Source organism: Pseudomonas abieticivorans (genome assembly GCF_023509015.1).
In the GTDB taxonomy this organism is placed as follows: domain Bacteria; phylum Pseudomonadota; class Gammaproteobacteria; order Pseudomonadales; family Pseudomonadaceae; genus Aquipseudomonas; species Aquipseudomonas abieticivorans.
Genome location: NZ_CP094975.1, coordinates 4,005,052 through 4,017,571 on the forward strand (window position 1 = coordinate 4,005,052; position 12,520 = coordinate 4,017,571).

The 12,520-nt window shown below is 61.5% G+C and carries 10 protein-coding genes, 3 tRNA genes and 1 riboswitch; of the genes, 12 read left to right on the forward strand and 1 reads right to left on the reverse strand.

Annotation, left to right across the window (positions count from 1 at the left end):
- The first annotated feature begins 28 nt into the window (after positions 1-28).
- From astA to astE, 5 genes are read left to right on the forward strand one after another with little or no spacing between them, the layout of a single operon-like run.
- Positions 29-1,051 carry an arginine N-succinyltransferase gene (astA, locus tag L9B60_RS18395; protein ID WP_249672171.1) on the forward strand — a complete coding sequence of 341 codons (1,023 nt, stop codon included), beginning with the start codon at positions 29-31 and terminating at the stop codon, positions 1,049-1,051.
- On the forward strand, positions 1,048-2,514 hold the full coding sequence (astD, locus tag L9B60_RS18400) for a succinylglutamate-semialdehyde dehydrogenase (protein ID WP_249672172.1): 1,467 nt from the start codon (positions 1,048-1,050) through the stop codon (positions 2,512-2,514). The genes astA and astD overlap by 4 nt, the downstream gene beginning before the upstream one ends.
- A gap of 37 nt (positions 2,515-2,551) precedes the next feature.
- Positions 2,552-3,901, forward strand: coding sequence for an N-succinylarginine dihydrolase (gene astB / locus L9B60_RS18405; RefSeq protein ID WP_249672173.1), 1,350 nt, complete (start codon positions 2,552-2,554; stop codon positions 3,899-3,901).
- A gap of 13 nt (positions 3,902-3,914) precedes the next feature.
- Entirely contained in the window at positions 3,915-4,205 is a 291-nt protein-coding gene (locus L9B60_RS18410; RefSeq protein ID WP_249672174.1) for a topoisomerase II, read from the forward strand.
- A 12-nt stretch (positions 4,206-4,217) separates the two neighbouring features.
- Positions 4,218-5,228 carry a succinylglutamate desuccinylase gene (astE, locus tag L9B60_RS18415; RefSeq protein WP_249672175.1) on the forward strand — a complete coding sequence of 337 codons (1,011 nt, stop codon included), beginning with the start codon at positions 4,218-4,220 and terminating at the stop codon, positions 5,226-5,228.
- Between the two features lie 82 nt (positions 5,229-5,310).
- Here astE and L9B60_RS18420 read toward each other — a convergent pair whose 3' ends face one another.
- Complete coding sequence (locus L9B60_RS18420) at positions 5,311-5,814, reverse strand: 6,7-dimethyl-8-ribityllumazine synthase (protein ID WP_249672176.1); 504 nt, start codon at positions 5,812-5,814, stop codon at positions 5,311-5,313.
- Between the two features lie 93 nt (positions 5,815-5,907).
- Positions 5,908-6,064, reverse strand: a riboswitch (FMN riboswitch).
- 201 nt (positions 6,065-6,265) lie between these two features.
- Here L9B60_RS18420 and ltaE point away from each other — a divergent pair.
- From ltaE to L9B60_RS18455, 7 genes are all read left to right on the forward strand, one after another.
- Positions 6,266-7,270, forward strand: a complete 1,005-nt coding sequence (gene ltaE, locus L9B60_RS18425; protein ID WP_249672177.1) for a low-specificity L-threonine aldolase — start codon at positions 6,266-6,268, stop codon at positions 7,268-7,270.
- A 144-nt stretch (positions 7,271-7,414) separates the two neighbouring features.
- Positions 7,415-10,039 (forward strand): alanine--tRNA ligase, encoded by a 2,625-nt coding sequence (alaS, locus tag L9B60_RS18430; RefSeq protein WP_249672178.1) that lies wholly within the window; start codon positions 7,415-7,417, stop codon positions 10,037-10,039.
- A gap of 106 nt (positions 10,040-10,145) precedes the next feature.
- Positions 10,146-11,378 (forward strand): aspartate kinase, encoded by a 1,233-nt coding sequence (locus L9B60_RS18435; RefSeq protein WP_249672179.1) that lies wholly within the window; start codon positions 10,146-10,148, stop codon positions 11,376-11,378.
- Positions 11,379-11,550: 172 nt separating this feature from the next.
- Entirely contained in the window at positions 11,551-11,739 is a 189-nt protein-coding gene (gene csrA, locus L9B60_RS18440; RefSeq protein WP_002554426.1) for a carbon storage regulator CsrA, read from the forward strand.
- Between the two features lie 62 nt (positions 11,740-11,801).
- Positions 11,802-11,892 (forward strand) — tRNA-Ser (locus L9B60_RS18445).
- Positions 11,893-11,999: 107 nt separating this feature from the next.
- A tRNA-Arg gene (locus L9B60_RS18450) sits at positions 12,000-12,076 on the forward strand.
- Positions 12,077-12,157: 81 nt separating this feature from the next.
- A tRNA-Arg gene (locus L9B60_RS18455) sits at positions 12,158-12,234 on the forward strand.
- Positions 12,235-12,520: the final 286 nt, after the last annotated feature.

The following is a 12,520-nucleotide window of genomic DNA, read 5'->3' on the forward strand; positions in this document are numbered from 1 at the left end:
TGCAAACAGGCCTGCGCAAGGAGAAAGCATGATCGTTCGTCCCGTACGCAGCAGCGATTTACCCGCGCTGATCGAGCTTGCGCGCAGCACCGGCGCCGGCCTGACCACCTTGCCGGCCAACGAGGAGCGCCTGTCGCACCGCGTAGGCTGGGCCGAGAAGACCTTTCGCGGCGAGGCCGAGCGGGGCGACGCGGACTACTTGTTTGTGCTGGAAGACGATGACGGCCGGGTGGTCGGCATCTCCGCCATCGCAGGCGCGGTGGGCTTGCGTGAGCCCTGGTACAACTACCGCGTGGGGCTGACGGTCAGCGCTTCCCAGGAGCTGAACATTTATCGGGAGATCCCGACGCTTTTCCTGGCCAACGACCTGACCGGCAACTCGGAGTTGTGCTCGCTGTTCCTGCATGGCGACTACCGCACGGGCCTCAATGGCCGGTTGCTGGCCAAGGCGCGCTTGCTGTTCATTGCCGAGTTCCCGCAATTGTTCGGCAACAAGATCATTGCCGAGATGCGTGGCATGTCCGATGAAAATGGCCGCTCGCCGTTCTGGGAAAGCCTGGGCCGGCACTTCTTCAAGATGGAGTTCAGCCAGGCCGACTACCTGACCGGCGTGGGCAACAAAGCCTTTATCGCCGAGCTGATGCCCAAGTTCCCGCTGTATACCTGCTTTCTGTCGCAACCGGCACGTGACGTGATCGGCCGCGTGCACACCGACACCGAGCCTGCCCTGAGCATGCTCAAGAGCGAGGGCTTCATCTATCAAGGCTACGTCGACATCTTCGACGCCGGCCCGTCGGTGGAATGCCCGACCAACAAGATCCGCGCCGTGCACGACAGTCAGGCGCTGGTGCTGGCCATCGGCACGCCGGGCGACGACGCCACGCCGTACCTCATTCACAACCGCAAACGCGAGGACTGTCGCGTGACCGCAGCGCCGGCGCGCCTGGCGGCCGGCACCTTGGTGGTTGACCCGTTGACCGCCAAGCGCCTGCGCCTGAGCGCTGGCGATCAGGTCCGCGCCGTACCGATGTCTGCCCGGGAGGGCAAATGATGAGCACTGTGTACATCAATGGTCAGTGGCAGGCGGGTGCCGGTGAGGCGTTCGATTCCTTGAACCCGGTCAGCCAGGCGGTCATCTGGCAAGGCCGCGGCGCTACGGCGCAGCAGGTCGACCAGGCCGTGCAGGCCGCACGCCAGGCGTTCCCGGCGTGGGCCAAGCGCTCGCTTGCAGAGCGCATCGGGGTACTGGAAGCCTTCGCCGCCAGCCTGAAAAGCCATGCCGACGAGTTGGCCCGGTGCATTGGTGAAGAAACCGGCAAGCCCCTGTGGGAAGCGGCCACCGAGGTCACCAGCATGGTCAACAAGGTGGCGATCTCGGTGCAAAGCTACCGCGAGCGCACGGGCGAGAAAAGTGGCCCGCTGGCTGATGCCACTGCCGTGTTGCGGCACAAGCCCCATGGCGTGGTCGCGGTGTTCGGCCCCTACAACTTCCCCGGTCACCTGCCCAACGGGCACATCGTGCCGGCGCTGCTGGCCGGTAACGCGGTGCTGTTCAAGCCCAGCGAACTGACGCCCAAGGTTGCCGAGCTGACGGTCAAGTGCTGGATCGAAGCCGGGCTGCCGGCTGGCGTGCTGAACCTGTTGCAAGGCGCCCGCGAAACCGGCGTAGCCCTGGCTGGCCACGCGGGTATTGACGGGTTGTTCTTCACCGGCTCCAGCCGCACCGGCAACTTGCTGCACAGCCAGTTCGCCGGGCGCCCAGACAAGATCCTGGCCCTGGAAATGGGCGGTAACAACCCGCTGGTGGTCGATCAGGTCCAAGACCTGGAGGCTGCGGTGTACACCATCATCCAGTCGGCGTTCATTTCCGCCGGCCAGCGTTGCACCTGTGCCCGTCGCCTGCTGGTGCCGCAGGGCGCGTGGGGCGACGCGTTGCTCAAGCGCCTGGTTCAAGTGTCCGCCAGCCTGACGGTGGGCGCATTCGACCAACAGCCTGCGCCCTTCATGGGCTCGGTGGTGTCGTTGCAGGCCGCACAGGCTTTGCTTGAGGCCCAGCAACAACTGCTGGCCAAGGGCGCGACCAGCCTGTTGGCCATGACCCAGCCACAGCCTGGCGCCGCCTTGCTGACCGCCGGCATTCTGGACGTGACCGACGTGGCCGATCGCCCTGATGAGGAGCTGTTCGGGCCGTTGCTGCAAGTGCTGCGCTACCGCGATTTCGACGCGGCCATCGCCGAGGCCAACAACACCGCCTACGGCCTGGCCGCCGGCCTGCTGTCGGACTCCGAAGCGCGCTACCAGCAGTTCTGGCTGCAAAGCCGGGCCGGCATCGTCAACTGGAACAAGCAACTGACGGGTGCGGCCAGCAGTGCACCCTTCGGCGGCGTCGGCGCCTCGGGCAACCACCGCGCCAGTGCTTATTACGCCGCCGACTACTGCGCCTACCCGGTGGCCTCGCTGGAAGCCCCGCAGGTGACCTTGCCCGCCACCCTGAGCCCCGGTATCACGCTGTGACGTTGCCTATAAAAATCAGATCCATGGAGCCTTGCCGATGAAAGCCTATGAAGTGAATTTTGATGGTCTGGTAGGGCCGACCCATAACTATGGTGGTTTGTCCTACGGCAACGTGGCCTCGCAGAGCAACAGCCAGCAGGGCTCCAACCCGCGGGAAGCGGCGCGCCAAGGCCTGGCCAAGATGAAAGCGCTGATGGACATGGGTTTCCAGCAAGGCGTGTTGGCCCCCCAGGAGCGCCCGGACGTCGCCGCCCTGCGCAAGTTGGGCTTTGCCGGTAGCGATGCCCAGGTGATCGAGCGCGCGGCCCGCGAGGCGATGCCGCTGCTGGTTGCCAGTTGCTCGGCATCGAGCATGTGGGTGGCCAACGCCGCCACGGTCAGCCCCAGTGCCGACACGGCTGATGGTCGCGTGCACTTCACCGCCGCCAACCTCAATTGCAAATACCACCGCAGCATCGAACACCCCACCACCAGCCGCGTGCTGGGGGCCATGTTCGCCAATGACCAGCACTTCGCCCATCACGCCGCGTTGCCGGCCGTTGGTCAGTTCGGTGACGAAGGTGCGGCCAACCACACGCGCTTCTGCCGCCGCTATGGCGAGGCCGGGGTCGAGTTCTTCGTGTTTGGCCGCAGCGCCTTCGACACGCGCTACCCAGCGCCGCAAAAATACCCCGCGCGCCAGACCCTGGAAGCGTCCCAGGCCGTTGCGCGCTTGCACGGGCTGAGTGATGACGGCGTGGTCTACGCACAGCAGAACCCGGCGGTGATCGACCAGGGCGTGTTCCATAACGACGTGATCGCGGTGGGCAATGGCGAGCTGTTGTTCCATCACGAAGACGCCTTCCTCGATACCGAGGCGATGCTTGGCGAACTGCAGGCTAAACTGGCAAAACGTGGCGGCAATTTCCAATCGGTGTGCGTGCCGCGCGCCCAGGTCGCGGTGGAGGACGCAGTGCGTTCCTACCTGTTCAACAGCCAGCTGTTGAGCCGCGCCGATGGCTCGATGCTATTGATCGTGCCCGAGGAGTGCCGCGCCAATGAGCGCGTCTGGCAGTACCTGCAGCAATTGACCGCCCAGGGCGGGCCGGTTGCCGAGGTCAAGGTGTTCGACCTCAAGCAGAGCATGCAGAACGGCGGCGGCCCGGCGTGCCTGCGCCTGCGCGTGGCGTTGAATGAAACCGAGCTGGCCGCGGTCAACCCGGGGGTGATCATGACGCCGTCGCTGTATGACACGCTGACGGTCTGGGTCGACAAGCACTACCGCGATCGCCTCAGCGAAAGCGACCTGGCCGACCCTAAATTGCTGGTGGAATGCCGGACGGCATTGGATGAACTGACGCAAATCCTTAAACTGGGCGCGGTTTATCCATTCCAACTCCAACCTTGAAGAGATTTCCCCTATGACCGACGCCCTGCGGCTGATTCTTGAAGACACCGACGGCACCCAGCTGGAAACCTCCTGCACCCGCCTTGCGGTGATCTGGCAAGGCAAAGAGGTATGGATCCAGCAAGACGGCCGCGGCCAGTTGCTGATCGGTGTCGACGTCGAAGAAGACGACGCCGAATACGCCAACCTGCTGTTGCGCCCCCTGGCCACCAACCTGGTCAGCCTGCAACTGGAAATGGAACCCGCCGACGCTGGCGAGGAGGACGATCATGTCCATGGCCCGGATTGTGGCCACCAACACTAAGGACTGACGCCTATGCTCGCCCTCGGCAAGCTGCTTGAATTGACCCTCGCCGGCCGTGAGCCCGCAGAGAAAACTCAGCTGACCGTCGAAGGCGTGCGAATGCGCTGGTTGGGCGAGGGGGCCCTGGAGGTCCGCCCGCCCGAGGCTCGCGATAACGGCATGGACCTGCTGCTGTCCGCGGGCATCCATGGTAACGAGACAGCGCCGATCGAGTTGCTCGATACCCTTTTGCATGACATCGCCCGGGGTGATCTCAAGCCCCGCGCCCGTATTTTGTTCCTGTTCGGCAACCCCGAAGCGATTCGTCGCGGCGAGCGGTACCTGGAGCAGGACGTCAACCGCCTGTTCAATGGCCGGCACGAGATGTCCAGCGGCTTCGAAGCCATGCGCGCCTGCGAGCTGGAACGCCTGGCCAAGACCTTTTTCAGCGTGCCCGACCGCACCCGCCTGCACTATGACCTGCACACGGCGATTCGCGGTTCGCGCATCGAGCAGTTTGCCCTGTACCCCTGGAAGGAAGGCCGCGCCCACTCGCGCAGCGAACTGGCCCGCCTGAGTGCCGCCGGCATGGACGCGGTGCTGCTGCAAAGCAAGGCGTCGATCACCTTCACCGCCTTCACCTATGAAACGCTCGATGCCGAGGCCTTTACCCTGGAACTGGGCAAGGCGCGGCCTTTCGGGCAAAACCAGCTGGTGAACCTGGAACGCCTGGAAACCCGCCTCAAGCAATTGATCGCGGGCGAGGAGCCGGCCCATGAGGCGCAATCGCTCAATGGCATGCAGCTATTCAGCGTGGCGCGGGAAATCATCAAGCACAGCGATGCCTTCCGCCTGCATTTGCCGGCCGATATCGAGAATTTTTCTGAGCTGCCCAAGGGCTATTTGCTGGCCGATGATTTGGCCGGTACCCGCTGGGTGGTAGAGGAGGAGGGGGCGCGGATTATTTTCCCGAACCCCAAGGTGAAGAATGGGCTGCGGGCGGGGATACTGGTTGTGCCCAGTGATGGGGCGCAGTTGGTTTAAGAGCGGGTGGTCCTTTTCGCGGATAAATCCGCTCCTACACCGGTAGGAGCGAATTTATCCGCGATGCATTCAACGCAATCGATCAGACCGCGACTTTGTGCTGTGGCTGCAACCGGCGCAGCGCACGCACCTTTTGCAGGGTATCGGCACAGGTACGCGCCGCTTCCTGGCCTTTGTGCAGGAAGTGGTTGAAGAAATAGTGGTGATGCTCTTCGCCATGGAAGTTGTGCGGCGTCAGCGACACCGAGAACACCGGCACTTCGGTTTCCAGCTGCACTTGCATCAGTGCGTTGACCACCGTGCCTGCGACGAAGTCGTGGCGGTAGATCCCGCCATCCACCACCAGGGCCGCACCGACGATACCGGCATAGCGGCCGGTCTTGGCCAGCAGCTTGGCGTGCAGGGGGATCTCAAAGGCGCCGCCGACTTCGTACACGTCGACATCGCTTTCCTGATAGCCAAGCTTGACGATTTCTTCGAGGAAGCCCTTTTTGGCCTGATCGACAATATCCTTGTGCCAGCAGGCCTGGATAAAGGCGATGCGCTCGTTCGGGTGGCTTTTGCTATCGATTGCAGTGGGTTGCATTTACGTTGACTCCTGTTTAATAAAAAAACAGGGCAGTTGGATCGAATGGGATTCCAGGGTACGCGGCGTGCGCCTGCGGCCCTTCGGTGCCAATCCCGTTCTCTCTTCATCCGGACTATGACCGTCGGCCCCGGGATCACACCGGGTCTGCTGACCTTGCCAGGCTGTTGGCCTGCCAAGCGCTCGCGGGCTAGACGCATTGCGCGCCATTACCGCCGGTGGGGAATCGCACCCCGCCCTGAGAACGTTGCCGCCTTTGCGTGGCGGCGGGGATTTTTTATCACATATTTTGAATAAGTGCATCGTTTGGCAACTAACGATTTAGTCGTAGGTGAAGCTGTATTCATCCATTTGTTCTTGATTATCAACACGCAAGGCCTCAGTAATAAGCGGTGGCACATGGAAAATCGCCACCTGTAGCCATCGTGCGACCCTACCCCGAGGAGCCTTCATGCCCGCCATCGACCTTCGAAGCGACACTGTCACCCTGCCCACCGCCGGCATGCTTGACGCCATGACCCAGGCGCCATTGGGCGATGACGTGTACGGCGAAGACCCGACCGTCAACCGCCTGGAGGCAGAGCTTGCCGCGCGGCTAGGTTTTGCTGCCGGGCTATTCGTGCCCACCGGCACCATGAGCAACCTGCTGGGGTTGATGGCCCATTGCGAACGCGGCGATGAATACATCGTTGGCCAGCAAGCCCACACTTATAAGTACGAAGGCGGCGGCGCGGCGGTACTCGGTTCGATCCAGCCGCAACCCTTGACCGTGAAGGCCGATGGTTCGCTGGACCTGGCCGAGGTGGTTGCAGCGATCAAGCCCGATGATTTTCACTTCGCCCGCACCCGTCTGCTAGCCCTGGAAAACACCATGCAAGGCAAGGTGCTGGCGCTCGACTACTTGGCAGCCGCTCGTCGGCTGACCCGTGAACACGGCTTGGCCCTGCACTTGGACGGTGCGCGGCTGTATAACGCGGCGGTTAAACTGGGGGTTGACGCCCGTGTGATCGCCGGGCATTTCGACTCGGTGTCGGTGTGCCTATCCAAAGGCCTGGGCGCGCCAGTGGGTTCGGTACTGTGCGGTTCCACCGAGCTGATCGGCAAGGCTCGCCGCCTGCGCAAGATGGTGGGTGGCGGCATGCGCCAGGCCGGTGTGTTGGCGGCGGCCGGGCTGTATGCATTGGATCATCAGGTGGATCGCCTGGCCCAGGACCATGCAAACGCCGCCCGCTTGGGCGAAGGCCTGCTTGCATTGGGCTATGAGGTGGAGCCGGTGCAAACCAACATGGTGTACGTGCACTTGGGCGAGCGTGCCGAGGCCCTGAAGGCCCTGGCCGCCGAGCGAGGCATCGCCCTGAGTGCGGCTGCACGCTTGCGCATGGTCACCCATTTGAATGTAGACACCGCGCAAATCGACGCAGTCATCGCCTTATTCGCCGATTTCGCCCGTAAATGACCGACTGGCCGTCCAATAGACGGCCCAGAACGTATAAACACACTGTACCGAGGCGCAAGGGCCGATATAATGCGGCCCTTTGCCGTCGCTACGTCAATTGACGTTATGCACTTGCCTCTGGCCGCAGTCTCCGTGGAAGAACCTATGAAAAGCGCAGAAATCCGTGAAGCCTTCCTTCGCTTCTTCGAAGAGCAAGGCCACACCCGTGTCGCCTCCAGCTCCTTGATCCCGGGCAACGACCCGACCCTGCTGTTTACCAACGCGGGCATGAACCAGTTCAAAGATTGCTTCCTGGGCCAGGAAAAGCGTGCCTACACCCGTGCGGTCAGCAGCCAGAAATGCGTGCGTGCCGGTGGCAAGCACAACGACCTGGAAAACGTCGGCTACACCGCCCGTCACCATACTTTTTTCGAAATGCTCGGCAACTTCAGCTTCGGTGACTATTTCAAGCGTGACGCGATCACCTACGCCTGGACCTTCCTGACCTCCGAGCAGTGGCTGAACCTGCCCAAGGAAAAACTCTGGGTCACCGTGTACGCCAGCGACGACGAAGCGTACGACATCTGGACCAAGGAAATCGGCGTGCCGGCCGAGCGCATGGTGCGCATCGGCGACAACAAGGGCGCCCCGTATGCGTCCGACAACTTCTGGACGATGGGCGATACCGGCCCGTGCGGCCCTTGCACCGAGATCTTCTACGACCACGGCGCCGACATCTGGGGCGGCCCACCCGGCTCGCCAGAGGAAGACGGCGACCGTTACATCGAGATCTGGAACAACGTGTTCATGCAGTTCAACCGCACCGCCGATGGCGTGCTGCACCCGCTGCCAGCGCCATCGGTGGATACCGGCATGGGCCTGGAGCGCGTGAGTGCCGTGTTGCAACACGTGAACTCCAACTACGAGATCGACCTGTTCCAAAGCCTGCTGGCCGCTTCGGCCAAGGCCATCGGTTGCGCCAACGAAGCCCAGGCTTCGCTGAAAGTGGTGGCCGACCACATCCGTTCGTGCGGCTTTTTGATTGCCGACGGCGTACTGCCGTCCAACGAAGGCCGTGGCTACGTGCTGCGCCGCATCATCCGTCGCGCCTGCCGCCACGGTAACAAGCTGGGCGCCAAGGGCAGCTTCTTCTATCAGATCGTCGCCGCACTGGTCGGCGAGATGGGCGAAGCCTTCCCGGAACTCAAGGCCCAGCAGGCTCATATCGAGCGCGTGCTGAAGGCTGAAGAAGAGCAGTTCGCCAAGACCCTGGAGCAGGGCCTGAAAATTCTCGAAGGCGACCTGGCCGAGTTGAAGGGCACCGTGGTGCCGGGCGACGTGGTGTTCAAGCTGTATGACACCTACGGCTTCCCGATGGACCTGACCGGCGATATCGCCCGTGAGCGTAACCTGACCCTGGACGAAGCCGGCTTCGAGCGTGAAATGCAGGCCCAGCGCGAGCGCGCCCGTTCGGCAAGCTCGTTCGGCCTGGACTACAACAGCCTGATCAAGGTCGACGTGGCCACGGTGTTCACCGGCTACGACAGCACCCACGGCAACGGCAAAGTGGTGGCCCTCTATAAAGACGGCGCCGCGGTACAAGAGTTGAAAGAAGGCGAGGAGGGCGTGGTGATCCTCGATCGCACGCCGTTCTACGGCGAGTCCGGCGGCCAGGTCGGTGACCGTGGCTACCTGCTGGCTGGCGGTACGCGCTTTGACGTACGCGACACCACCAAGACCGGCGGCGCGTTCCTGCACCACGGCGTGGTAGTGCTGAGCAACCTCAAGGTCGGCGCCGACGTCAGCGCCGTGGTCGACGAAAGCCTGCAGCAGGCCACCTCGTTGAACCACTCGGCCACGCACTTGCTACACGCTGCCCTGCGCCAGGTATTGGGCGATCACGTCCAGCAAAAAGGCTCGTTGGTAGACAGCCAGCGCCTGCGCTTTGACTTCAGCCACTTCGAGTCGATCAAGCCTGAGCAGATCAAGGCGCTGGAAGACATCGTCAACGCCGAGATTCGCAAGAACACCCCGGTGCAGACCGAAGAAATGCCGATCGACCAGGCGCGTGAGAAGGGCGCCATGGCGCTGTTCGGCGAGAAATACGGCGACACCGTGCGCGTGCTGACCATGGGCGGCGATTTCTCCGTCGAGCTGTGCGGCGGTATCCACGCCAAGCGTACCGGCGACATCGGCCTGCTGAAAATCACCAGCGAAGGTGGCGTGGCCTCCGGCGTGCGCCGTATCGAAGCAGTCACCGGCGCCAATGCCCTGGCTTACCTGAATGCCGCTGAAGAGCAGCTCAAGGAAGCCGCGCAACTGGTCAAGGGCAGCCGCGACAACCTGATCGACAAGCTGTCGGCGGTGCTTGAGCGCAACCGCACCCTGGAAAAACAGCTGGAGCAACTGCAGGCCAAGGCCGCCAGCGCTGCCGGTGACGACCTGTCGGCCGCCGCCGTGGACGTCAAAGGCGTCAAGGTGCTGGCTACCCGCCTGGATGGCCAGGACGGCAAGGCATTGCTCGCGCTGGTCGATCAGTTGAAGAACAAACTGGGCCAGGGCGTTATCCTGCTCGGCGGTGTTCACGAAGACAAGGTTGTGCTGGTTGCCGGCGTAACCAAGGATCTGACCGCCAAGCTTAAAGCTGGCGATCTGATGAAACAGGCTGCTGCGGCAGTCGGTGGCAAGGGCGGTGGCCGTCCAGACATGGCCCAGGGTGGCGGCATCGATGCCGGCGCACTGGATGCCGCGCTGGCGCTGACCGTGCCATTCGTCGAACAGGGTCTGTGACCCTGGCCTGAGCCGTCCCTGGGGCCGTTGTCTAGTAGCGGCGCCAGGTGCTTTACGTAGCATGAATGTTTAATGGGCGCCCTTCACGGGCTGAGGCGGCATTGAAATGGCTTTGATCGTACAGAAATTCGGAGGCACCTCCGTCGGCTCCGTCGAGCGCATCGAGCAGGTGGCCGAGAAGGTTAAAAAATTCCGCGAAGCCGGTGACGACCTGGTGGTTGTACTCTCTGCGATGAGCGGCGAAACCAATCGCCTCATCGAACTGGCCAAGCAAATCAGTGATCAGCCGGTTCCACGAGAACTGGACGTGATCGTGTCCACCGGGGAGCAGGTCACCATCGCCTTGCTCGCCATGGCGCTGATCAAGCGCGGTATCCCGGCCGTTTCCTACACCGGTAACCAGGTTCGCATCCTCACCGACAGCGCGCACAATAAAGCGCGCATCCTGCAGATCGACGATCAGAAGATTCGTGGCGATCTGAAGGCCGGGCGTGTGGTTGTCGTGGCCGGTTTCCAAGGCGTGGACGAGCACGGCAATATCACCACCCTGGGTCGTGGCGGCTCGGACACCACTGGCGTGGCCCTGGCGGCCGCGCTGAAGGCTGATGAGTGCCAGATCTACACCGACGTCGACGGTGTCTACACCACCGACCCGCGCGTCGTTTCCAGCGCCCAGCGCCTGGACAAGATCACCTTCGAAGAGATGCTGGAAATGGCCAGCCTCGGGTCCAAGGTGTTGCAGATCCGTGCCGTCGAGTTCGCCGGCAAGTACAACGTCCCGCTGCGCGTGTTGCACAGCTTCCAGGAGGGTCCGGGCACCCTCATTACTATCGATGAAGAGGAATCCATGGAACAGCCGATCATTTCCGGCATCGCCTTCAACCGCGATGAAGCCAAGCTGACCATCCGTGGCGTGCCAGACACCCCGGGCGTGGCCTTCAAGATCCTGGGCCCGATCAGCGCGGCCAACATCGAAGTCGACATGATCGTGCAGAATGTCTCGCACGATAACACCACCGACTTCACCTTCACCGTGCACCGCAACGACTACCAGGCGGCCCTGCAGGTGCTGGAGAACACCGCCAGCGAAATCGGCGCGCGCCAGGTGATCGGCGACACCAAGATCGCCAAGGTGTCGATCGTAGGCGTTGGCATGCGTTCGCACGCAGGTGTGGCCAGCCGGATGTTCGAGGCCTTGGCCAAGGAGAGCATCAATATCCAGATGATCTCCACCTCCGAGATCAAGGTGTCGGTGGTCATTGAAGAGAAGTACCTGGAGCTGGCCGTGCGTGCACTGCACACCGCTTTCGAGCTGGACGCGGCCCGACAGGGCGAGTAACACGTTTTCCAAAAGGCGCGGCTAGTCCGCGCCTTTTGTTTTTTTGAGCGGTGCGCGTGTTTTGCGCGCGCTGGTCAATACTTAGGCGTAGGGCTATGGCCAACTGGCTGTAGGCCCAAGCCCTTTTTTGCAGACTGTGTGTCCCTGAACTGTATTGCGTGAGGAGAAAGGTATGCTGATTCTGACTCGTCGGTGCGCAGAGAGCCTTATCATTGGCGATGGCGAAATCACCGTGACCGTGCTCGGCGTCAAAGGAAATCAAGTGCGGATCGGTGTCAACGCCCCCAAGGAGGTAGCCGTTCACCGTGAGGAAATTTACCTGAGAATCAAGAAAGAGAAGGACGAAGAACCAAGTCATTAATTTTTATTGAATTTTAGGTTTGCAAACGGGGAAAAGGATGGTTATTATACGCCCCGTGTTGCGGAGAGCTGGCCGAGTGGCCGAAGGCGCTCCCCTGCTAAGGGAGTACACCTCAAAAGGGTGTCGGGGGTTCGAATCCCCCGTTCTCCGCCATTATTTGTTTAGTGCGTTAGATTCTGGCTTCTTCGGTAAGTGTTTGAAATTACTAGAAAAAGTGCTTTACAAAAGAAATTAACGACCTATAATGCGCGGCAACAAATGCACTCGTAGCTCAGCTGGATAGAGTACTCGGCTACGAACCGAGCGGTCACAGGTTCGAATCCTGTCGAGTGCACCATTTAAGAAGTCTGTTTCGGTAACGAAAGAGGTTTCTGCTTCAAGCCAGTGGTAACCTGGTGCTGTACTAAAATACCATCGTGCACTCGTAGCTCAGCTGGATAGAGTACTCGGCTACGAACCGAGCGGTCACAGGTTCGAATCCTGTCGAGTGCACCATACACCGAAAAGCCCGAATCGAAAGATTCGGGCTTTTTTTTGTCCGCGTTTTTTCGGCGGGCACCGACACATCCCGAAACGTGTGTTTTTCCTTCAAGGCTTGTCGTCTCATCCCATATGAGAAAACGGTCGCAACCACTTGTTCTAGCCAGTTTTTTTAGCCGCACCCCGTTACAAGCGGTGTATGATTGCGCCCGTCAGCCCCGCCGGGGCTTTGGAACATTTCCATGGACTTACCCAGTAGTTACTCAATAATTTGTGTCACCAATCAAGAATCGACTGATTG

Coding starts and splice junctions, on each gene's coding strand:
- astA (WP_249672171.1), top strand. CDS start 29: ATGATCGTTCGTCCCGTACGCAGCAGCGATTTACCCGCGCTGATCGAG.
- astD (WP_249672172.1), top strand. CDS start 1,048: ATGATGAGCACTGTGTACATCAATGGTCAGTGGCAGGCGGGTGCCGGT.
- astB (WP_249672173.1), top strand. CDS start 2,552: ATGAAAGCCTATGAAGTGAATTTTGATGGTCTGGTAGGGCCGACCCAT.
- L9B60_RS18410 (WP_249672174.1), top strand. CDS start 3,915: ATGACCGACGCCCTGCGGCTGATTCTTGAAGACACCGACGGCACCCAG.
- astE (WP_249672175.1), top strand. CDS start 4,218: ATGCTCGCCCTCGGCAAGCTGCTTGAATTGACCCTCGCCGGCCGTGAG.
- L9B60_RS18420 (WP_249672176.1), bottom strand. CDS start 5,814: ATGCAACCCACTGCAATCGATAGCAAAAGCCACCCGAACGAGCGCATC.
- ltaE (WP_249672177.1), top strand. CDS start 6,266: ATGCCCGCCATCGACCTTCGAAGCGACACTGTCACCCTGCCCACCGCC.
- alaS (WP_249672178.1), top strand. CDS start 7,415: ATGAAAAGCGCAGAAATCCGTGAAGCCTTCCTTCGCTTCTTCGAAGAG.
- L9B60_RS18435 (WP_249672179.1), top strand. CDS start 10,146: ATGGCTTTGATCGTACAGAAATTCGGAGGCACCTCCGTCGGCTCCGTC.
- csrA (WP_002554426.1), top strand. CDS start 11,551: ATGCTGATTCTGACTCGTCGGTGCGCAGAGAGCCTTATCATTGGCGAT.